Here is a 21,444-nt window from a genome sequence, read left to right on the forward strand (position 1 = left end):
GTATAGGCTTGATCAGCGCAGGCTATATGATGCTGGGACAAAAAATATTGCTGGGCAAGACGGTTGAAACAAAGGCAGGACAGGAAAAGTCGGTTGACGCCATTGTCAGTTGGTCGGTGGCGAATGGACGGTTACCGAAAGACACTGAGTTTACATCTGCACTTCCGAATCAAAACGACTCCTGGGGAAAATCATTTTATTATATGTATGATGATACCCTGGCGAATACACTAGCAGCAGGATATGGTGGGCTCTGTGGCAAAACACACACCAACCTTACCGTACAAACCTGCCCTGACGCTATTTGCGCGGTTCCAACAAATATCACTCCGGATGTAGCCTTTGTTTTGTTAAGCGGAGGCTCAAATTTAAACAATCAAACCAGAGCTACAGGACCGATAACAGCCCCTACAACAGTTCGCTTCTACACAGTAACAACACCCACAGACAACTACGTCACAGATATACTTCGCATTGAACCGTATGATGATTTAAACAAGGTCGTTACCCTGGCAGAACTAAAAAGCCGTGCCGGCTGTTATGGTTCTACCGGAGGCCGACTGAAGATACTAAACAATGAACTGCCCAAGGGCTGTAGCGGAACGCCTTATTTAGCAACTGTTTTTGGTGGTGGTGGTGTAGCACCTTATCAGCCCTACACCATCACTGGGCTTCCGGCCGGACTTTCATCAACAGGCCCTAATATCTCTGGATCACCATCAACGACAGGAAGCTTTCCTGTTACCATTCAAATCACTGATAGCCAAACACCGACAGCTACTGTTGCTCAAAAAAACCTGACTTTAACCGTCAACTCGTGCGGTGCCTCCCTTCCGACACCCGCTGCCGCTTGGGCTATGAACGAAGGCACCGGTAATACCATCGGTTCAGGTTCCACCCTGGGTACAATCTCAGGCACGGCAAACTGGGTAGCGCGCGGTGGCGGCTATGCCCTGCTTCTTAACGGCACCAATAACTATATCTATTTCAACGACATCAATTATTTCAACATCGGCACCGGGAATATGACCCTCTCTGCCTGGGTCAATTTCAGCGGAATGCCAGCGCAACACTGGTGTGATTCTACTACGGGAACAGATATGGCCATTGGCGCCATTGCAGGCAAGGGGTTCCTCTACCCGGCCATTGGTTATGGCATGTATGTCACCCAAACCCGGCAATGTACCTCATGCACATCGGGCTGTGGGGCCTGGAGCAACTACAAGGTAGCGTTTCAGCTTCGTAACCCCGCCAATACTGATATTCATAGTGTCTATTCTGATGTGGCCATTGCAGGTGGCAGTTGGGCTCATCTGGTAGCGGTACTGGATAGAGGCGCGTCTCCTGCTACAGATCAAATTAAACTGTATATTAACGGCATTAAACAAACCGATGCATCAAACGACTACCAGTATACCAGCCCGACGGCACTCAACTTCGACAACACCTTCAAATTTACGATCGGTGCACGGCATGATGGTGGTTCAGGCTATGGATTCCCCTATTGGGGTTATATTGACGACGTCCAGCTTTACAAGGTTGCCTTGACTGATGCGCAGATCAGCACACTTTATACGACAGGACTCACCCCCTGAAACAGCAAAGGGATGTCACCATGCCCGATACCGTCGTCATGCTACTTCAAATGGGCGGCCCTGATTCCCTTCAGGCTGTACGCCCCTTCCTCCTGAACCTTTTCTCCGACCGGGAGATCATCAAGATCGGACCGGCCTGGCTGCAGCCGTTTATCGCCCGGATGATCGTTAGACGACGTGCCCCCAAGGTGGCTGAGAAGTACCGCGAGATCGGTGGTAAATCCCCCATCCGTGAACTGACACAGGCCCAGGCAGATGCGCTTGCAAAAGAGCTGGATATTCCCTGCCATGTCGGCATGCGCTACTGGCACCCCTTTACTGCAGAGACGCTGACCCAATTGCGTAAAACCGGCATCAAAAAACTGGTTGCGCTGTCACTCTACCCCCACTATTCCCGCGCCACCAGCGGCTCCAGTTTTAATGATCTGACCCGCTGTCTGGCTGATCTGGATAGTGACCTGGAGGTTGTACGGATTCCCCACTTTTACAATCATCCGCTCTATATACAGGCCTTGGCAGAGAAGATTGAAGCCGGTCTGGCCGGTTTTTCTGATCGTAGTACCGTGCAACTATTGTTTTCAGCCCACTCTCTGCCACAATCGTTCATTGATGAAGGCGATCCGTACCTTGAGCATATCCAGACCACTGTCCGGTTGGTGATGGAAAAGTTTAGCGATGTCAGCCATCATTTGGCCTTTCAATCCCGGGCCGGACCGGTTAAATGGCTGGAACCATCCACCGATGACAAGTTGAAGGAATTGGCAGCAAGTGGTTGCTCAAACCTGCTGGTAGTACCGCTATCATTCGTTTCAGACCATATTGAGACCCTGCATGAAATTGATCTGGAATATGCTGAAGAAGCCCGTAAACTGGGGATCAGTAACTTCCAGCGCGTTGAATCACTGAACAGCTCACCAACCTTTATCCGTTGTTTGGCAGAGCTGGTACGGCATGCACTAAAAACGCCGTGAGGAAGGCTGGATGCAAGGCGCTCGGAGCGCAGTGACTGAGACATACCATGCCAGCTAGGCGAAGGAACGAGCACCGCGCAACGCAGCAGACGGCCTCCGCAACAAGTTTTTGAAATCTTCATAATTGTTCATAATCTTTTCACACCCCCTTCTTAAAGGATTGGTAAGGTGGAATCATCAAAACGAGGTTGGTTATCAACCACTACCAAGACACGGAGGAAGAACATCATGAAAAAATCACTTTTAGCACTCACCGCAGCAGCAGCCCTTGCCATCGCCGGTTCAGCCATTGCCATGCCCGGTATGGGCGCAGGTCAAGGCATGGGGCCTGGCATGAAGGCTCAAATGGGTCAACCAGGCACCATGACACCGGAAATGAAAAAATTTATCGCCGACACCATGCCGATCCGTGAAGAGATGCATGCCAAGCATATGCAGCTACAGAAGGAGATGATCAAGGACGCGCCTGATCAGGCAGCCATCAAGAAGCTGCAGGGTGAGATGGTTGAACTGCGTAAAAAGATGATGGATGCCCGCGCCAAGGCAGGTCTGCCGATGGGCAAGATGGGTAAGCGTGGCCATAAAGGGATGCGCGGCGGCGGCATGGGTATGATGCAGATGGATTGCCCGATGATGCCAACACCTCCAGCGCCGGCCAAGTAACAGGGCCGAAGAGATTAACTGCAGAGTCACAGAGAACCAGCTAACAGGCCCTATTTTGAATTTCCCCTGCTTTCTGATTTTTCTCTGTGTCTCTGTTTCTCTGCACCTTTGCGTTGAGATTTTGTAGGGGTTTCTGATGAAGTATCTTTTCTCCACATATTTTCTCCTATCCCTTCTGCTGCTGACCGCACTACCGGCAGCAGCAGAAGAGCCAGAACCAGGCCACGGCAGGGGCTGGCGTGGTGGGCGCACGCCTGGCGAGATAGGCCCCCCTCCCTTTGGTGATTACTGCCCACGCCGCCATGCCGACCACTACGGAGCACGCCAACCGCTACAGACGCCAGAGGAGGCAAAGGAGCGGCTGCGGCTCTTCTTTAGCGTCCCCCCGACACAAATAACCCTGCGCAAAGAGGTTCGGATGGGGTATATTGCCGATATTACCAATGCCGATGGATCACTCTTTGATCGGGTAATTATTGATAAACGCTCAGGCAGAATACGTTCTATCCGCTAACGGAACCGCTATGCAGCCACCGATTCTGATTGTTGAAGATGACCAGAAGATTGCCCGCATTATCAAGGCCTACCTTGAAGGGGCTGATTTTCGGGTCGTGCATGCCGACACCGCCCGTGCTGCACTGGAGAAGGCAGAGGCGGAACTGCCGCTGGCAGTCATTCTTGATCTGGGGCTACCGGACAGAAGCGGTGAAGAGCTGTGCCAGGACCTGAAAGAACTGGGATCATTTCCGGTGATTATGCTGACCGCCAAATCATCGGAAGAAGAGCGGATCACCGGCTTTGCCCTGGGGGCAGATGACTATGTGGTCAAACCGGCCTCCCCCCGTGAGCTGGTCTACCGGGTCAAGGCGGTACTGAAGCGGTATAACGGCGCCAACTCCGGCGAGCACCCCATCAGCTTTAACAACGGCGCCCTGATCCTGGACAGCCGCCGTCACAGTGTCACCTGCCGTAACGAACCCTGCAGCGTCACCCCTACTGAATTCAAACTGTTGCAAACTCTTGCCAACGCACCTGGTCGGACCTACAGCCGTGATGAACTGGTTTCAAAGGCACTGGGCTACCAGTTTGACGGTTATGAGCGCAGCATTGACGCCCATATCAAAAATCTGCGCCAGAAGATTGAACTGGATAGCCGCAAACCTGAGTTCATCAAGACCGTCTACGGCATCGGCTACCTGTTCTGTGGGGAGCGAGATGCGGTTTAACCTGCAACGCAAACTGCTGGTACTGCTTGGGCTGGTGATTCTGATCGCCCTCTCCTCCTCTGTCCTGCTCAGAAATTTTGTGATCCGCGACTTCAAGGCCTTTGGCGAAGGACGGATGTTTGATCGTCTGTATCAAATACAAGCGGTGCTTGAAGGGCGTTATGAACAGGCAGGTGGCTGGAAGCGGGAGCGGGTTGCAGATGATCTGGTCTGGGCCTGGCTTTCCGGCATTGAACTGCGGCTCTACAATACAGACAGCCAGCTGGTGCTGGACACCAGGCAGGCGCTGGCAAGCCTGCCCCCGGTGATGCAGCAGCGAATTGCCGCTTCAACAGGTAGACGCCCGCTACCCCCTGGCGCTACAGAATTTCAAAGCTATCCTCTCTTTCTAAAAGGTGAAGAGATCGGTCACCTTGATCTGCAGCTCCCCAAGCCGGTTCACGAAGCCTTCTTTATCCGTTCTTCAAATCTGTTCCTGATCTACTCACTGCTGGGACTTGGCTTAACCGCAGTCATACTCAGTGTGCTGGCAGCCCGGCGTATTTCACGTCCTCTGCAGGAACTGACAGCTGCAGCAGAAGGGCTGGCCAGTGGCGATCCCGCCCAAAGGGTACAGGCTGAAAGCAGTGATGAGATCGGCCGTTTGGCAACGGCTTTCAACCGGATGGCTGATCGTCTTGAGGCCCAGGAACAGTTACGCAAACAGCTGGTTTCAAATGCTGCCCATGAGCTGCGCACACCACTCATGATCATTCGCGGTGAACTGGAAGGGATGATGGACGGCCTGCTGCCGGTCACGCCGGAGGCGCTGCAGTCACTGCATGATGAGGCCAGCCGCCTGACCACCATCCTTGACGGTGTTGATGAACTGACCAGGGCACAAACCGCTGCGCTGCAGCTTCATCAACAGACGGTAGCACTACTACCGTTCCTTCAGGGGCTTGTTTCCCGTTTTAGCCATACCGCAGAAGAACAAAAGGTCACCATGACTGTCATTGGCAATCATGACTGCACGGCATGGATCGACCCGGACCGTTTTACTCAGATCATCACCAACCTGATCACCAATGCACTGAAGGCGATGCCCAACGGCGGCAGACTGGAAATTCATCTTTCGGCAACAGCTCAAGCACGCTATATTGAGATCTCTGACACCGGAACAGGCATCCCGGAAGCGCTGCTTCCCCATATTTTTGAACGATTTGCCAAGGGAAAGACAGGTGGCCTGGGACTGGGGCTGGCCATTGTCAAAGAACTGGTTACTGCCCATGGCGGCAGCATTTCAGTCAGCAGCACACCAGATAGCGGCACCTGTTTCCGTATTGAACTGCCTGAAAACAATGGAGGACCAGTATGAGTATGACCGAAGAACTAACCAGCTGGAGCTGGGAACAGAAATGCCAAAAAGCGGTTGAGGCGCTGGGGACCAACGGTTTTACCGCTGTCTACTGCCAGAGCCCGGCTACTGCCCGTCAGTATATCCTTGATGCTGCAGCAGACGCGACAACAGTAGGTTTTGGCGGTTCCATGACCATTACCGACCTGGAGGTTCAGCAAACTCTTGCCGATCAGGACAAAGAGATTCTGAACCACAGTAATCCCGGCCTGTCACGGGATCAAAAGATGGAGGTCATGCGCCGTCAGCTGACCTGCGACCTGTTTCTCTCCGGCAGTAACGCCTTAACCATGCGTGGCGAATTGATCAATATTGATGCCACCGGGAATCGAGTTGCAGCCATGTTCTTTGGCCCTAAAATGGTGATTGTGGTGGTGGGGCGTAACAAGCTGGTGGACGGCACGCCGCAGGAGGCGATCCAGCGGGTGAAACAGTGGGCAACGCCTCCCAATGCCAAGCGCCTCAGCTTTAATACCCCCTGCGCCAAGACCGGATTTTGCAGCAACTGCAACTCACCGGACCGACTCTGCCGGGTCACCACCATTATTGATCGCAAGCCCCGCTTTACCGACCTGCGGGTAGTGGTGGTCAACGCTGATTTAGGTCTGTAAGTTCCGATGGCATGTATTCGCCATTTAGGCACAGCTTTTCTAAACCTGCTGCTGCCACCCCGCTGCCACATCTGCCGCGAGGTACTACCAGAAACCGGCCCTCTGCATATCTGTCATGACTGCCGGGCCAATCTACCGCTCATGGGATCTCCCGTCTGCAGCATCTGCGGTATTCCCTTTGATGGTGCAGGTTCTGACCACCCCTGCAGCCGCTGCCTGCAGAATCCGCCTCCCTATGCTGCAGCCAGGGCAGCACTGCGTTATGAAGGTTCCTGCCGTGATCTGATCCACCGTTTCAAATACGATTACAAGTCACACCTGCGCCGCCCCCTTGGCCTGCTGACCGCAGAACTGTTGGCTGACTTTGTAGCCCGGCAGCAGCCTGATCTGCTGATGCCGGTTCCGTTGCATACCAGCCGCTTGCGTCGTCGGGGCTTTAATCAGGCCGTATTGCTGGGGGAAGTCCTTTCCCGCCAGTGGCAGATCCCCCTGCTGAGACAGGCGATGAAACGGGTACATCCAACGGTCCCCCAGGTAGAGCTTACCCGCGAACAGCGTATAAAAAATCTACGCAACGCCTTTAGCATTACCGACAGCAGTGCCCTCAAAGGTCACCATATCATGCTGGTGGATGATGTCTTTACCACCGGCAGTACCCTGGCCGAATGCGCTCTGGTCCTGCACCAGGCAGGCTGTCATACCGTGTCTGCCGTTACCGTTGCTCACGCCCCTTAAATTCATACGTAACCATTAGACAATACCAGGCAAAGTTCTTGACAGTGACACTGCAGTATCATATACCGATAACCTGTATACAGCTCTTCAGGAGGAATGTTTATGCGGTTATCAACCAAGAGTCGGTATGGCCTGCGGGCACTGTTTGATATTGCTTACAACAACATTACTGTACCGGCACAGATACAGGATATCTCACGCCGCCAGCAGATATCGCCCCGTTATCTTGAGCAGATCTTCCAGAACCTGAAAAAAGCTGGCATCCTGAAAAGTAAGCGTGGACCGCAGGGGGGCTACACCCTGGCACGCAAACCTGAGTTGATTACCGTGTTAGAGATCATTCAGGCAACAGAGCAGGATGCGCTGGTGGTGGACTGTGGTGGCCAGAGCAAAAAAACACGCCGTCGCAAAAACGAGTGTCCCTTTGAAGGCAACTGCGTGACTCAGACCGTCTGGAAAGATGCCAATGATCTGCTGGCTGATCTGTTTGGCAAGATGACCCTGGAAACCCTCTGCCAGCGTGGCCAGGATATGGGGGTCGAAAAGGATCAGGATGGTAAGATGATGTATTACATCTAAGCGCTGCACCGCAAAAACGAACAGACTGCCAACCGTTTTGAATCATTACCAACGCCTGCAAGCTATTCTCCACCACGCAGCCCCTCTTGCAATTGCATTTTCAGGAGGGGTTGATTCTACGTTACTGCTCAAAGTTGCCCATGACACGCTGGGCAACAACTGCGCTGCCATTACGATTGACGCCCCCTACCACTTCAGACAAGAACAGGAAGAAGCCCGCAGCTTCACTCAGCAGCAGACACTACAGCGGCTGATTATCCCTTTTGATCCCGCCACGGTGCCAAACCTCCTGAACAACCCGCCAGATCGCTGTTATCTCTGCAAACGAGCCTTATTACAACTTTGTCAGAAGGCCCTGACCACACACCACCTGTTTCAGGATAACCGCCACTGGACCCTTGCTGACGGTAGTACCCTTGATGATCAGACAGCGTACCGCCCCGGCAGCAGGGCAGTTACAGAGCTGAGGGTACGCAGTCCGCTGGCCGAGGCCGGTTTCACCAAGCAGGATATTCGCACCCTCAGCAAGGAGTTGGGGTTGGCAAGCTGGGATAAACCGGCCCAGAGCTGTCTGTTGACCCGTTTTCCCCATGCCACCCTGATCACCGCAGAGCGTCTGCAGCAGGTTGAATGGGCTGAAGCTGAGATCAAAAAGTTGGGCTTCCGTGTGGTGCGGGTAAGAAGTGTGGGAACGATGGCAATGCTGGAGTTTGAAAAAGGGGAGCTGGCACAAGCCATACTCCCCACGATGCTGGTTCAACTTGAGACAATCTGTACAAAAGCAGGATTTTCAGAAATGGTCATCGATCCTGCAGGTTACCGTAGTGGCAGCATGGATCAGAACTGATACATCAACAACATCCCGCCACCGGCTGCCGGACTTGCATCAGTAAAGCCTGCCAGAGCATACAGCTCCCACGACATCCTGCGTGACTGCAAAAAATTAAGTTTCACCCGTCCCTCTACCGGCGCAGTACCGCCATCAATCCTGGTAGACGAGCCTTTTGCGTACAGTGAGACAAACAAGCGATCTGTTGCCTGAACCCCACCGCCAGCACTGTAGCTGACATAGTTTTTACCCTGATAATCACTGCTACTATCCTGAAAGATATACGCCCCTTCAGCAAACAACTGAATATCCCCCAACCATTTTGAGACAGAAACACCAGGACCACCTTCAAAGGTACCGGTACCCAACCCACGATTTCTATCGCCGGTCGGCGCCTTCAGATACAGTGTGGGACGGATCTTCGGGGTCTGTTCCCCATCCGGCAGCACGGTCCAGCCAGCAGAAAGACTGATATCACCCAGACCTGCTTCACTGGTTGTCGTGGCAACTGCTGTGGTGCTTGTCGTCGTGGTTGCGCTACTTGGCCGACGCCCCCGTCCGCCACCGCCCGATTGAGTCACCACCACACCACTGCCGCTCTTGCTGGTAAGAAAGACCATTGGCAGCTCCAGGGTCATATCAATGGCCTCAGTCGGGTTCACCGCCAGCAGGACCGGCAGGGTAACCACCGTTGCATCGGCATTATTGCCATAATCACCGTGGGAAACTTCAGCGCCAATACCGGCAGCAAATGACACCCCCTGTCCCAGACGGTGTTCACTGGTTTCAGCCCGTGCGGCTACAGCTGCCAACAAGACAACCAGACAGACAATTAAACTATAGATAATCTTATGGATCTGATTCATTTCATGGGTACTATTCACAAAACCCTCCATCAGCGGCCTCTACGCCCGCTTCCTGTTCCGCCACGTTGCTGCTGGCCAGCCCCTTGCTGTCCGCCCTTGAAACCACCTGCCCAGGCAGGACGGCCGGTTTCATTACGCAACACCAGTTGACCACCGGATGGAGCACTGATCCATTGGGCCAGCAGGTAACTACGACCATCTTTGCCCTGAGCCTTGGAGCCCCGTACCGTCACGGCATCCCCGGCCTTCCAGTCCAGATGATCATCCTGCAGGTACCAACGCGGCCCCAGCACCACAACAAACCGTTCTGATCCAGTAACCACCTCAATGGTTACCGGATCAGCCGACGAGTCAGGGGTTGCCGCAACACGACCAGTCTGTGTCACCACCGTGTTACGATCATACCCCTGCACCAGATCCAGGCCACTTGCTCCCCCTTCACCACCAGAACCAAAGCCCCAAAACGCTTCGGCTGGCCTTTGCAGCATGACCACCACAATCGCTGCTGCAATCAGAAAGAAAAGAGAACTGAATCTGCCCATGGTAAAAACGCCTTTCTACGGAGTAGTCGTTGTCGTCGGTGTTGTTGCGTGAATACCTGTGCCATCCATCACACCACGTCCATTAGCCGGACGGGTTGTAGAACCATTGGCAGTGGTACCGGTCTGCAAAAAGGTACCGTCCCGACGCTGTGAACCTTCCGGACGGACCTGGGTCTGGGTAGCGGTTTGTGACTGGCTACGGGTCTGTGTCATAGTCCCGCGCCCCATACCGGCACCATTCCGGGCACCGCCACCCATGCTTCCACCACCACCTCCACCACCGCGGGCAAAGGATTCGCCACCAAAGGCCAGAACGGCTGCCAGGACTGCTGTTGTGATCAGAAGATTACGTGTTTTCATGGTTATTTCTCCTTACAGGTAGTTTCGAGACCAGCACTCGATACAGATACCTTTACAGCAACCATGCCAACACCAACAAATACCGCAACAGATTGATATAACATTAATTTCAAAAAGCTTTCCGTTATATGGTGTAAACGCCAGGGTGCAGACTTTGCACCAGCTGCTGCAGCTCTTGCACCAGGCTTCATGGTTCGATCAACCCATACTCCTTAAGACGGTACTGCAGGGTCCGCTTTGAGATGCCCAGTTTTTCTGCTGCCAGCCGACGGTTATTATCACAGACTGCCAGCGCCTCCAGAATACCGGTTCGCTCCCGCTCCCTCAGACTGCCACTGCCCCTTAGACCATCACTTGCCACAGGAGATTGGCGTAACGTATCAGGCAGGTCTGCACGCGTTATCTGGCCCTTACAGAGGATAACCGCTCGCTCAATCACGTTTTGCAGTTCACGGATGTTACCGGGCCAGCCATACTCTGCAACTGCTTCCAGGGCCTGTGGTTCGATACCCTGCACCTCACGACCGGTCTGGAAGGCCGCACGCTGCAGCAGGTACCGCACCAGAGCCGCTAACCCGTCCCGCCGTTCACGCAGCGCCGGCAGGTGAATCGGAAAGACATTCAGACGGTAATAGAGGTCTTCGCGAAAACGCCGCTGCCTGACTTCTTCCCTCAGATCACGGTTGGTGGCGGCAATCACCCGCACATCAGCCCGCAACTCACGGCTCCCACCCACCCGTTCAAAGACGCGCTCCTGTAGAACCCGCAAGAATTTCGACTGTAGCGCCAACGGCAGCTCACCGATCTCATCCAGAAAAATGGTGCCGCCTGATGCCAGCTCAAACTTACCCTGACGGGCCTGGGTGGCGCCGGTAAAGGCCCCTTTTTCATGGCCAAACAGTTCGCTCTCCAGCAGGCTTTCCGGTATGGCGGCACAGTTGAGCGCCACAAAGGGAGCATCCTGACGCGGGCTGGCCTGATGGATCATCCGGGCAGCCAGCTCCTTGCCGGTACCGGACTCTCCTGTGACCAACACCGTAGCTAATGTCGGGGCAACATCCACAATCAGACGCTTCACCTGCTGCATCGCCTGTCCGGCAAACAGGATCTCATCCGGCGGTAATCCGGCTGAATCCCGTTCTTTCAATACCTTCAGATTGCGTTCCTGCATACTGCCGGCCAGAATACGACGCACCAGGGCACGCAGGGTATCGGGATCTTTCAACGGTTTGGTCAGAAAGTCAGCCACCCCTTCCTTCATGGCAGCAACCGCCTCTTCCACAGTACCAAAGGCGGTCAACAGGACAAACGGTGGCGCAATCCCCTCCGTTTGGGCCCTACGAAACAGATCAAGCCCGTTCAGGCCGGGCAGGCGCAGGTCTGACAGCACCAGATCAAAGGACTGCCCCTGCAATGTCTTGAGTGCCGCCTTGCCATCCTCCCGCTCCACCAGCTCATATCCCTCATCATCAAGGATTGCCGCCAACAGCGAACGAAACGTGGCGTCATCCTCCACCAGCAGGATTCGCGCAGTTTTACTCATGCCAACTCCTTTATCAACGGCAGTTGCAGGGTTATTTCGGCTCCGCCTTCAGGGGCATTGGCTGCAACTATCACGCCGCCATACCCCTCAGCCAGCTTACGACAGACCGCCAGCCCCAGTCCGCTGCCACTGGCCCGGGTGGTATAAAACGGATCAAAGGCCCGTTTCAGGCTTTCCTCTGCAAAACCGGGGCCGCTATCACTGATCAGAATGGTTGCCTGCTCACCGTTATCTGAGAGAACAACCCGTATGATTCCCCCCTCTGGCATGGCCTGCATGGCATTGGCAAACAGATTGAGCAGCAGTTGCCGCAAACGATCTGCCGGACAGGCCACCGGCCTGCCAATATCACCGGTTACCTGCAATGCCACCCTGGCACGCCCTGCCTCCTCAGCAAGGTGGTCACAGGCTTCCTGCACCTGTTCCTGCACCGTTGCAGAACCTTCCTGCAGCGTTTCCTGACGGGTATAGGTCAGCAGATCGGTCACCAGCCCCTCAAGACGTTCCGACTCTGCCACGATCTTCCCGGCATACTCCTGCTGTTTAGGCTCCTGCGCCCGCTCCCGTAACAGCTGGGCAAACCCTTTGATACCTGCTAACGGCGTCCGCACCTCGTGGGCCAGCACCGCCCCCAGCTCCCCCAGCCGCGCAAGCTGTTCATGGCGGGCCATCGCCTCACGCCGCCGCAGATCCCGTTGTTGCAGGCGCAGCACCCAGACACCAAAGCCCCAGGCAACAGCCAGCAGCACCACAATCACCACCACACCGGTACGGGCCCTGCGGATAATCTGATCAGCCTGCCAGGTGTGCAGCGCCAGACGCAGCACCAACGTCTCGCCCGGCAGATGCAGCTGTTGTTGTGTCTCAAACACCACCTCGCCGGTGCCCAGCCTGATCCGTTCTTCAGTTATCACCGGGGCGGCAACAACCGCCTGAAAGCGCTGATCATCAATCTGGCTACCGATCAGCTCAGGATTTCGGTGGAATCGAATCGTGCCACGTTGGTCGAGTATGGAAAAATAGGCGCTATCACTGGAGCTGAAATCGACCAGGGTCTTCAGGGAGGGATCACGCACCGCCAACGCCTCTATCGCCTGCCCCAGCGAGAGGGAGATGCCGCGCAGGATGGAATGGGCAACCGGCTCGGCATTACGGTAGTTGGCAACCGCAAACCAGAGTAGCAGGGCGGTCAAGAGCAGACCACCCAGGAGTATACTGTACGTGAATTGTGAGCGGTGCATGCCCTCTATACTAACGACCGTTTTCCTGACGTCAAGCAGATATCAGATTGTATGCGCAACGGATTCACGAAACAGACAATAGCAATTGACAAACAGCCGGTAGCCGCTAAACTTCAAGCAAATTCCAGCTATGCAGAATGTAAGGATAGCTCAATGAAGACACTCCTCCAACTGGTATGTATGCTTCTGCTTGCAGCTCCTCTTTACGCTGGACAGACGCTGGTTCTGGGAACCGCAGACCGGCCTCCGCTTTCAACTGAAGATCAAAAGGGGTTTTCAGACCAGGTGATCCGTGAGGCTTGTAAACGGCTGGGGATAGAGGTCCAGATAGTCCCGCTGGCATCTGCTCGAACCCTGAGTAATGTTGAACAAGGCCTTGACGATGGTAACTTTCTGCGGATTGCCGGGGCAGAAAAGAAGTTTCCTCACCTGATCCGGGTGCCGGAGCCGATCATTGAGGTACAGTTCGTCATCTTCTCGAAAAACAAGAATCTGAAGACGCCAAACTGGGCAAGCCTCAAACCGTACCATGTGGGCTATGTGCGAGGCTGGCTGATCGCCGAAGACAAAATCAAGGACGTGCGTCAGATCACGGTGGTGGAAAACAGGACCAGCCTGTTTAAGGTATTGGAAGCTGACCGAATTGAGCTGGCCTTTGCCGAGCTGTACGGCGGATACTATCTGATGCACACCCTGAACCTTCCGCAGCTCTCCATTGCCCAACCACCTTTGGCCACTAAAGATATGTTCCTCTATCTCAATAAAAAGCATGAAAAACTGGTGCCCGAACTGGCCAAGGCACTGCGGGATATGAAGCGGGATGGCAGCTATGATGCCATCTTCAATCAGACTCTAGCCCCGTATCTACCGGCAAAGCACCAGAGAAAACGTTGACTGCTGATAGGATCATACCAAAATCATTTGGGATTGCACGCAGGTTCATCATCGCCATTGCCATCTTCAGCACGATCTTGACACTGGTAGGAACCTGTCTGCAGCTATATATCGACTATAGTAAAGACCTGCGTAGCATCAGCCGACAACTGACCTACATTGAGACCAGCCACCTGCATAGCCTTATCAACGACATCTGGTTGTTTAATGAACGCGGCCTTGAAGCGCAACTAAAGGGGATTCTGGCGTTGCCGATGATTGAGGCCTTACGTCTTGAGCGCAAGGATGGTCCGGAGCTTGCCGTTGGACAGGTAACGAGCAAACACCTGATTACGCACAAAATACCGCTTTCCTATCAGCATCTTGACAAAACCGTACCGCTCGGCACCCTGCATATTACCGCCAGTAGCGACCATATCATCCAGCGAATGAAGGAACGGGTCCTGATCATCCTTTTTACCCAGTTCGTGATGATCTTTTGTATCTCTGCCTTTATCTTCATTCTGTTTTATCAACTGATCGGGCGCCACCTGGCTGTTATGGCCCGCCATGCGGCTGCTCTCACCATCAGCACCCTCCACGAACCGCTCAACCTTGAACGCAGCCCAAAAAACATGCAGGGTTCCAAAGATGAACTTGACCTGTTGGTGGATTCACTCAACAGCATGCAGGCCCAGATCAGTGACCACCTTAAGGAACGCAGACAGATTGAGGACACCCTGCATGAACAGGCAGCACTGCTGGAAGATGAGATTGCACAGCGACAACAGGCCGAAGAAGAGCTCAATGTCATCAACTGCTCACTTGAAGAGCGGATTACCGACGCCATCGACGAATTACGCAGGAAAGACACTCTGCTGCTACAGCAAAGCAAACTGGCTGCAATGGGTGAACTACTCAACAACATCGCCCATCAGTGGCGTCAACCGCTAAATAACATTGCGGTCTCAATTCAGACCATGCAATACCTGAACAAGGCCGGGGAGCTGTCGCAAGAAGAGATGGACCGGGACATCAAGGCGGTGATGGACATCCTTTTCTACATGTCCGGCACTATTGATGACTTCAGAAACTTCTTCATCAAGGATCGGGAAAAGAAACCGTTTGGCGTGCAAGGGGTTGTAGAAAAGACGTTAAATCTGGTCAGGTCGGCTCTTGATGATAAACGGGTCATAGTCAGCCTGACCGCAGAGCCTGATGTCCAGGCCATAGGCTACCCCAATGAATACGCCCAGAGCCTGATGAATATCCTTTACAATGCCCGTGATGCCCTGCTTGAGCAACAGGTGCAGGAACCTCGTATAGTCATTGCAATCACACAAAAAGCTGGAAGATCTGTTCTGACTGTAGCTGATAATGCCGGTGGCATTCCGCAGCAGATCCTGCCACAGATCTTCGAGCCCTATGTTACGACCAAAGGACCAAGCCAAGGCACCGGCATTGGGCTGTATATGGCCAAGACCATGATTGAACGCAATATGGGCGGCAGCCTGACGGCGCGTAATACAGCTGAAGGGGCAGAGTTCAGGATTGTACTATAGATCCAGAATCATGGCGTTCTCATCGCAGTCAGGAAATTTAGGACACTTGATACAATCGCCCCAGACCTTGTGTGGCAGTGTTGCCTTGTCAACCAGCACAAAGCCCAGCTTACCGAAAAATTCCGGTTTGTAGGTCAAGCAGAAGATCCGCTTCAACCCCAGTTCCCGGGCTTCATCAATACAAGCAGTTACCAGGGCAGTCCCTACCCCTTTGCGACCAGCATCCTCCACCACCGCCACTGAACGGACTTCAGCCAGATCATCCCAGACAATATGCAGGGCAGCGGCCCCCAGAATCCTGCCATCATCAGCCACTTCAACATAAAAGTCGCGTAGTGACTCATACAGTTCAGACAACGAGCGGGAGAGCATATCCCCCTTGCTTGCGTATGTGGTCAACAGCTTCTGAATCTCTTTCACATCGCCTATTTGTGCCTTACGGAGCATGGTATCCCCCTTACGTTTTGATTACTTTTTGCCCTGCTTAAACAAGGTACTCCCCACCCACTGGTTAGCAAACTGCAGGGCAATCCTGCCGCTGTTGTCCCCCTTCTGGCGGGACCAGAGGATGGCAGCCTGACGCGCCTCTTCGTTCCAACGCAGGCTGGTGCCGCTTCGCTCGCAGAGCCGTTCTACCCACTGGTGGGCCACCTCCAGAAACTGCTCCTGACTAAAGGGATGAAAGCCGATCCAGAGACCAAAGCGGCCGGACAATGATATTTTTTCCTCCACGGTCTCGCCGTGGTGGATTTCGTTATTGACCAGCATGGCACCACGGTTGTCACTTTCGTACTCAGGCAGCAGATGTCTCCGGTTGGAGGTAACATAGATCAAGACGTTTTCAGGCGGGGCATAGACTGAGCCATCCAGTGCGCTTTTCAGCATCTTGTAGCTGGACTCGCCGGTTTCAAAAGAGACATCATCGGAGAACAGGATAAAACGGTACGGCTGGCGCTTGATCTCATCCACAATGGCTGGCAGATGCACCAGATCATCCTTGTCCACCTGGATCACCCGCAGCCCCCGGGAGGCATAGCTGTGCAGCAAGGCCCTTACCAGTGTTGATTTACCGGTTCCACGGGTACCCCACAACAGGGCATTATTGGCTGGCAGGCCAGCCAGAAATTGACAGGTATTTTCCTCAACCGTCTGTTTCTGTTTATCAATCCCAAGCAGGTCATCCAGATGAAAGGCCTCAATCTCCGGCACCGGGTCCAGATAGCCACCGGTGCCACGACGACGCCAGTTGGCAGCATGGGTCTCAGACCAGTCAACCGTCGGTACCGGCTTGGGCAGCACCTGCTCCACTGCAGTCAACACCCGCCGTAGCTGCTCAACCATCTCTTTATCAAGGGTTAATGAAGGCATCGGCTTACCTCTTCAGTTATTTTGCATAGCCAACCCGTACCGGAACAGCCTTCAATAGTGCCATCAGTTCATCCGGTGCAAGCCCGACCAGAAAGCCACGCTTACCGCCGTTGATGTAAATACGTGGCAGCTCCAGAATGGTTTCCTCTACATAGACCGGCAGCTGTTTTTTCGTACCAAAGGGGGAGGTACCGCCGGTCAGGTAACCGGTATGTTTCTGCGCCACCTCAGGTCTGCACGGTTCCACACTTCTGGCCCCAATCAAGCGGGCCAGCTCTTTGGTGGACACCTGCAGATCGCCATGCATCAGCACAATCAACGGCTGCTTGCGATCATCCTCCATCACCAGGGTCTTGATCACACAATGTTCTTCGACCCCCAATTCCCGGGACGAAACCGCGGTGCCACCTTTTTCTTCATAGCTGTACGGGTGATCACTAAAACTGATTCCGGCCGCCCGCAATGCCCGTACTGCCGGAGTAACTGGTGTCTTGTCCTTGGCCATAAACTGGACTCTCCATATAAAAACTTAACGCAGAGGGGCATGAGGAGCAGAGATACAGAGGAAACCACATGTATTTTTTCCTGTATTGGCTTGCCTTTCTCTGCGTCCCTGCTGCTCTGCGACTCTGCGTTAAAAGCCTTTCCCGCTCAACAGATACGCGGCAGTTGCTCACCCGCCAGCATCTCAACTACCCGCATACCGCCAACCGTTGTCCGCATCCGTACCCGCCCCGACTCTCCCGCCTCAACCGTGCCGATAATGGCAGCCTGCTGCCCCAGAGGATGTTGCTGCATCCGCAGCAGTAGCGATTCTGCGCATTCCGGTGCCACAATCGCCAGCAGCTTGCCTTCGTTGGCAACATAGAGCGGATCAAAGCCCATAATCCCGCAGACACCTCGCACCTGAGGACTAACCGGCAGCTGATCCTCTTCCAGCTGTATCGTTACAGCAGACTGGCCTGCAATTTCCTTCAGGGTAGTAGCCACACCGCCGCGGGTTGGGTCGCGCAGCACCCTGATCCCCTCCCCTGCCTCTTCCAGCATCTGTTCCACCAGATCCCAGAGCGGGGCTGAATCGCTGGCAAGACCTTCAACCGGCAGTCCCTCCCGGGCCGCCATCACGGCTATGCCATGGTCCCCCATGCTGCCGGAAAGGATAATAACATCACCGGGACGGGCAGCAGCTCCATGGATAGCCAGATCATGCTCAAGCACCCCCACGCCGGAGGTGGTGATAAAGATCCGGTCTGCCTTACCTCTGGGCACCACCTTGGTATCGCCGGTCACGATCCGCACACCTGCGCCATCTGCGGCCTGACGCATATCGTTCAGAATAATCGCCAGCTGACTGCGACTAAACCCCTCTTCAATAATCAGGGCGCAGGAAAGCCACAACGGGCGTGCACCCATCATGGCCAGATCATTGACGGTGCCATGGACAGCCAGAGAACCGATCGTGCCACCGGGAAAGACCGGCGGATCAACCACGTAGCCATCCGTGGTAAAGGCCAGCCGGGTATCACCGGCAACCAGCAGGGCAGCATCGTTCTGTTCCCCCGGCCCGTGGCCGGACAGGGTAGCAACAATCAGATCATCCAGCAGGCGATGGGAAAGCGTACCGCCACTGCCGTGTCCCAACAGAATCAGGTCATCATCCATCTGTCCACTCCTCCCGATATCAGCAGGTCCAAAAGGTAGCACCAATCCCACTGCTTGTCACGATGGAACGTTTTCTGTTTTCAAGAGTTCCGGCTTCGTGGTAAATAGACAAATTCAATTCGTATCAAGGAGATGGATGATGGTTGATTACTGTCCTATGACAACCTTGCCTGCAGCTGCAGGATATAAAGCGGGCGATGTGCTGGTACTGGTGGGAGAACTGTTTGGACGGGGCTATGCCAATGGCCTGCTGGAAGAGGCCAAACGCCTGGGTATGACCGTACTGGGCACCACCGTGGGTCGTCGTGACAGTGACGGCACCCTGCGCCCGCTGACCGCTGAAGAGCTTGCAGAGGCGGAAACACTGCTGGGCAGCAGAATCATTAACATTCCGCTTGAAGCCGGTTTTGATATGGAGACTCCGGGCGGCGCTCCATCAATTGCAGAGCGATTAAAAAAAGCCAAACCGGATGAGTGGGAGAGCATCAGCTTTGAACCAGGCTTTATTGAGCAGGCCTGCGACGCTGGCAAGGCCCGTTTCTGTGGCAATCTGCAGCTGGTAATGGCAGAGCTGGAGAAGCAGATCCCTGCTTCAGCCAACATCGTCCTGGCCCACACCATGGCTGGCGGCATCCCCCGCGCCCGCTTTTTTATGCCACTCTTAAACCGGGTCTTCAAAGGGAGCGGCGACAAATATCTGCCCTCTGAGCCGTTCTGGAACAGTGCCATCGGTCAACTCTGTGATGCCAGCTTCAATGAAGTAACTGCCGATACCTTCAAATATCTGATCGACGCATCTGCCGGGCTCCGCAAGCGGGCAGAACAGGCAGGCAGCCGGGTGGCCTGTACCGCTTACGGCTATCATGGCACCGGTATTCTGGTAAACGGCCAATTCCAGTGGCAATCCTATACCCCCTATCTGCAGGGCTTTGCCAAGATGCGACTGGAAGACCACGCGGTTGCAGCCCGTAAGCAGGGCATTAACGCAACCGTATTTAACTGCCCTGAAATCCTGACCAACTCCAGCGCCCTCTTCCTGGGGGTTGAACTATCACTCTACCCCCTGTTGACAGCACTGCAACAAGTGGCTCCAGAGCGAGCAGTGCCGCTGACCGAGCGCTGCAAGGCGCTGTTAGCCGACAACTGCAGCCTGGACAGCCTGATGACCGTTGCCGCCGACTACCTGGGGGCACCGCTGATCAATGATGCACTGGAGTTTAAGGGCTGGCCCCAGCACTCAACCCGCGAGCAGATGGAGCTGATGCTGGCCACCTCTGCCAAACTGATGGAGATGCACCGCGACCAGAAACAGCTGATCTGCGCCGAGCTGTCCCGCCTGGTATTCCGCTGTACCGGCCGCCTGATGGTGCAGACCTCCTGGAGCGGCACTGAAGCGGCAGTCTGGCTGAACCATGACACCATTGCCTCGTTGGTTACCGACCCGCGTGGCGCTGACCTGTTGGACTAATCTTATGCAGCCTAAAGGACCGGTAATGAAACGACTCAAATATGGATTATTGTTAGCAGCCGCAACCATTCTTATGCTACAGGGCTGCGCCAGCACCCCCAAGGCAGATCCGAGCCCTGAAGAGCTATACAAACAGGGGGAGACCGCGTTCCAAAAAAGCCGCTATGAGCAGGCTGTAGAGAGCTGGAAGAAGGTAAGGGAAACCTTTCCTGAGCCGGAACTGGCTGCCAAGGCAGAAATCGGCATTGCCAACGCCTACTTCCTGAACAATGACTTTATTGAGGCGGGTGCCGCATACGAAGATTTTCGCAAACTCCATCCAACCCATGATCTAGCCCAGTTTTCACTCTACCGCCAGGGGCTTTCCAGCTACAACCTGATCACCGGTATCGACACGGATCAGACCCCCACCAAGAACGCGCTGGCCCTGTTTGAAAGCTTTGTCCGCCAGTATCCCAAGTCACAATATGTCACAAAGGTGCAGGAAAAAATTACCGATTGCCGTGGTAAACTGGCCCAGTATGAGATCTATGTCGGACGATTCTACTACCGCACTGATTACTATCAGGCAGCCATTGGACGTCTGGAAGGGGCCCTGACCAACTTCCCTGACTATACCGGTAATGACGAAACGCTCTTTTACCTGGGTAAGGCCTACATCGAGACAAAACAATTGGACAAGATGCAGACCACTTTCAGCCGTCTGATCCGTGAATATCCTTCCAGTAAATACCTGGGGGATGCCCGTTCTCTGCTCAGCAAACTGTGATCAACAGTCTGCTCTGGATAGTCGGCGCCTACCTGCTGGGATCAATCCCCACCGGCCTGCTGCTGGGCAAGCTGTACGGGATAGATGTCCGCAACGAAGGTAGCGGTAACATCGGTGCCACCAACCTCTATCGTACCGTTGGACGCAAGGTTGGGATCATGACCCTGGTGGGTGACTGCCTGAAGGGGCTGCTGCCAGTACTTTTGGCGTGGAAGTTGGGACTGCTTGAACCGATGCAGGCCTGGATTGGTCTTGCCGCATTTTGCGGACATGTTTTCTCAGTTTTTCTTTTATTCAAGGGCGGCAAAGGAGTTGCCACCGCTCTGGGGGTCTATCTGGCCCTGGCCCCGCTCGCTGTGTTGGGCGCCCTTGGGGTATTTATCCTGCTGGTGGCAATCTGGCGCTATATCTCACTGGGCTCCATCGCAGCTGCTGCGGTTATGCCGCTGATCATCTTCTTCCGCCCCCACAGCACAGAACTTCTGATTGCAACCACCCTGATCTCAGCCGTTGTGATCATCAAACATCACACCAATATCAGCCGTCTGTTTGCGGGAACGGAAAGTAAATTCAAGGCCTGATAGC

25 protein-coding genes are annotated in these 21,444 nt (G+C 54.4%); 15 read left to right on the forward strand and 10 right to left on the reverse strand.

The genetic code is table 11. From position 1 onward, the window contains the following. The 10 genes from OEL57_RS00010 to larE form a co-directional block, all read left to right on the forward strand. Positions 1-1,595, forward strand: a 1,595-nt coding sequence (locus OEL57_RS00010; protein WP_300735664.1) for a LamG domain-containing protein, incomplete at its 5' end; no start/stop codon positions are given. A gap of 20 nt (positions 1,596-1,615) precedes the next feature. Further along, a complete protein-coding gene (gene hemH / locus OEL57_RS00015; protein WP_300735665.1) occupies positions 1,616-2,566 on the forward strand; it encodes a ferrochelatase in 951 nt (316 codons plus the stop codon). A 228-nt stretch (positions 2,567-2,794) separates the two neighbouring features. After that, positions 2,795-3,229, forward strand: coding sequence for a hypothetical protein (locus OEL57_RS00020; RefSeq protein ID WP_300735666.1), 435 nt, complete (start codon positions 2,795-2,797; stop codon positions 3,227-3,229). 136 nt (positions 3,230-3,365) lie between these two features. Then, positions 3,366-3,743 (forward strand): hypothetical protein, encoded by a 378-nt coding sequence (locus OEL57_RS00025; protein ID WP_300735667.1) that lies wholly within the window; start codon positions 3,366-3,368, stop codon positions 3,741-3,743. Between the two features lie 10 nt (positions 3,744-3,753). Continuing rightward, positions 3,754-4,455: a response regulator transcription factor gene (locus OEL57_RS00030; RefSeq protein WP_300735668.1), complete on the forward strand. Its 702-nt coding sequence runs from the start codon at positions 3,754-3,756 to the stop codon at positions 4,453-4,455. Continuing rightward, entirely contained in the window at positions 4,445-5,812 is a 1,368-nt protein-coding gene (locus OEL57_RS00035) for a sensor histidine kinase (protein ID WP_300735669.1), read from the forward strand. The genes OEL57_RS00030 and OEL57_RS00035 overlap by 11 nt, the downstream gene beginning before the upstream one ends. Continuing rightward, positions 5,809-6,462 carry a lactate utilization protein gene (locus OEL57_RS00040; RefSeq protein ID WP_300735670.1) on the forward strand — a complete coding sequence of 218 codons (654 nt, stop codon included), beginning with the start codon at positions 5,809-5,811 and terminating at the stop codon, positions 6,460-6,462. Before OEL57_RS00035 ends, OEL57_RS00040 begins: the two co-directional genes overlap by 4 nt. 6 nt (positions 6,463-6,468) lie before the next feature. Then, positions 6,469-7,197 (forward strand): ComF family protein, encoded by a 729-nt coding sequence (locus OEL57_RS00045; RefSeq protein WP_300735671.1) that lies wholly within the window; start codon positions 6,469-6,471, stop codon positions 7,195-7,197. Between the two features lie 102 nt (positions 7,198-7,299). After that, complete coding sequence (locus OEL57_RS00050; protein WP_300735672.1) at positions 7,300-7,776, forward strand: RrF2 family transcriptional regulator; 477 nt, start codon at positions 7,300-7,302, stop codon at positions 7,774-7,776. A 37-nt stretch (positions 7,777-7,813) separates the two neighbouring features. Then, complete coding sequence (larE, locus tag OEL57_RS00055; RefSeq protein ID WP_300735673.1) at positions 7,814-8,623, forward strand: ATP-dependent sacrificial sulfur transferase LarE; 810 nt, start codon at positions 7,814-7,816, stop codon at positions 8,621-8,623. Here larE and OEL57_RS00060 read toward each other — a convergent pair. The 6 genes from OEL57_RS00060 to OEL57_RS00085 are packed head-to-tail and all read right to left on the reverse strand — an operon-like array spanning position 8,614 to position 13,157. Beyond that, complete coding sequence (locus OEL57_RS00060) at positions 8,614-9,489, reverse strand: transporter (protein WP_300735674.1); 876 nt, start codon at positions 9,487-9,489, stop codon at positions 8,614-8,616. The two genes, larE and OEL57_RS00060, sit on opposite strands and share 10 nt — an antisense overlap. A gap of 11 nt (positions 9,490-9,500) precedes the next feature. Beyond that, positions 9,501-10,013 carry a DNA-binding protein gene (locus OEL57_RS00065; RefSeq protein WP_300735675.1) on the reverse strand — a complete coding sequence of 171 codons (513 nt, stop codon included), beginning with the start codon at positions 10,011-10,013 and terminating at the stop codon, positions 9,501-9,503. A 15-nt stretch (positions 10,014-10,028) separates the two neighbouring features. Beyond that, entirely contained in the window at positions 10,029-10,373 is a 345-nt protein-coding gene (locus OEL57_RS00070) for a hypothetical protein (protein ID WP_300735676.1), read from the reverse strand. Positions 10,374-10,375: 2 nt separating this feature from the next. Further along, positions 10,376-10,564 carry a hypothetical protein gene (locus OEL57_RS00075; RefSeq protein ID WP_300735677.1) on the reverse strand — a complete coding sequence of 63 codons (189 nt, stop codon included), beginning with the start codon at positions 10,562-10,564 and terminating at the stop codon, positions 10,376-10,378. Then, positions 10,561-11,916: a sigma-54-dependent transcriptional regulator gene (locus tag OEL57_RS00080; protein WP_300735678.1), complete on the reverse strand. Its 1,356-nt coding sequence runs from the start codon at positions 11,914-11,916 to the stop codon at positions 10,561-10,563. The genes OEL57_RS00075 and OEL57_RS00080 overlap by 4 nt, the downstream gene beginning before the upstream one ends. Then, positions 11,913-13,157 (reverse strand): two-component system sensor histidine kinase NtrB, encoded by a 1,245-nt coding sequence (locus tag OEL57_RS00085; RefSeq protein WP_300735679.1) that lies wholly within the window; start codon positions 13,155-13,157, stop codon positions 11,913-11,915. Before OEL57_RS00085 ends, OEL57_RS00080 begins: the two co-directional genes overlap by 4 nt. A gap of 153 nt (positions 13,158-13,310) precedes the next feature. On the opposite strand from OEL57_RS00085, the gene OEL57_RS00090 reads away from it, so the two are divergent. Beyond that, positions 13,311-14,051, forward strand: coding sequence for a substrate-binding periplasmic protein (locus tag OEL57_RS00090; RefSeq protein WP_300735680.1), 741 nt, complete (start codon positions 13,311-13,313; stop codon positions 14,049-14,051). Beyond that, positions 14,048-15,592 (forward strand): sensor histidine kinase, encoded by a 1,545-nt coding sequence (locus tag OEL57_RS00095; RefSeq protein WP_300735681.1) that lies wholly within the window; start codon positions 14,048-14,050, stop codon positions 15,590-15,592. Before OEL57_RS00090 ends, OEL57_RS00095 begins: the two co-directional genes overlap by 4 nt. Here OEL57_RS00095 and OEL57_RS00100 read toward each other — a convergent pair. The 4 genes from OEL57_RS00100 to hypE form a co-directional block, all read right to left on the reverse strand. After that, positions 15,587-16,039 carry an N-acetyltransferase gene (locus OEL57_RS00100; protein WP_300735682.1) on the reverse strand — a complete coding sequence of 151 codons (453 nt, stop codon included), beginning with the start codon at positions 16,037-16,039 and terminating at the stop codon, positions 15,587-15,589. The genes OEL57_RS00095 and OEL57_RS00100 overlap by 6 nt on opposite strands. 21 nt (positions 16,040-16,060) lie before the next feature. After that, the gene (locus tag OEL57_RS00105; RefSeq protein ID WP_300735683.1) at positions 16,061-16,960 is read right to left on the reverse strand and encodes an ATP-binding protein; all 900 of its coding nucleotides are present in this window, start codon (positions 16,958-16,960) and stop codon (positions 16,061-16,063) included. A 16-nt stretch (positions 16,961-16,976) separates the two neighbouring features. Next, positions 16,977-17,465, reverse strand: a complete 489-nt coding sequence (ybaK, locus tag OEL57_RS00110) for a Cys-tRNA(Pro) deacylase (RefSeq protein WP_300735684.1) — start codon at positions 17,463-17,465, stop codon at positions 16,977-16,979. A 146-nt stretch (positions 17,466-17,611) separates the two neighbouring features. Continuing rightward, positions 17,612-18,622: a hydrogenase expression/formation protein HypE gene (gene hypE / locus OEL57_RS00115; protein WP_300735685.1), complete on the reverse strand. Its 1,011-nt coding sequence runs from the start codon at positions 18,620-18,622 to the stop codon at positions 17,612-17,614. Between the two features lie 139 nt (positions 18,623-18,761). Between hypE and OEL57_RS00120 the strand changes: the two genes are divergently transcribed. From OEL57_RS00120 to plsY, 3 genes are read left to right on the forward strand one after another with little or no spacing between them, the layout of a single operon-like run. Then, on the forward strand, positions 18,762-20,090 hold the full coding sequence (locus tag OEL57_RS00120) for an enoyl ACP reductase FabMG family protein (protein WP_300735686.1): 1,329 nt from the start codon (positions 18,762-18,764) through the stop codon (positions 20,088-20,090). A gap of 25 nt (positions 20,091-20,115) precedes the next feature. Beyond that, complete coding sequence (locus OEL57_RS00125; RefSeq protein WP_300735687.1) at positions 20,116-20,859, forward strand: outer membrane protein assembly factor BamD; 744 nt, start codon at positions 20,116-20,118, stop codon at positions 20,857-20,859. Beyond that, the gene (gene plsY, locus OEL57_RS00130; RefSeq protein ID WP_300735688.1) at positions 20,856-21,440 is read left to right on the forward strand and encodes a glycerol-3-phosphate 1-O-acyltransferase PlsY; all 585 of its coding nucleotides are present in this window, start codon (positions 20,856-20,858) and stop codon (positions 21,438-21,440) included. Before OEL57_RS00125 ends, plsY begins: the two co-directional genes overlap by 4 nt. The last annotated feature ends 4 nt before the right edge of the window (positions 21,441-21,444 follow it).

This window comes from Trichlorobacter sp. (assembly GCF_030247655.1).
Classification (GTDB): Bacteria; Desulfobacterota; Desulfuromonadia; order Geobacterales; family Pseudopelobacteraceae; genus Trichlorobacter.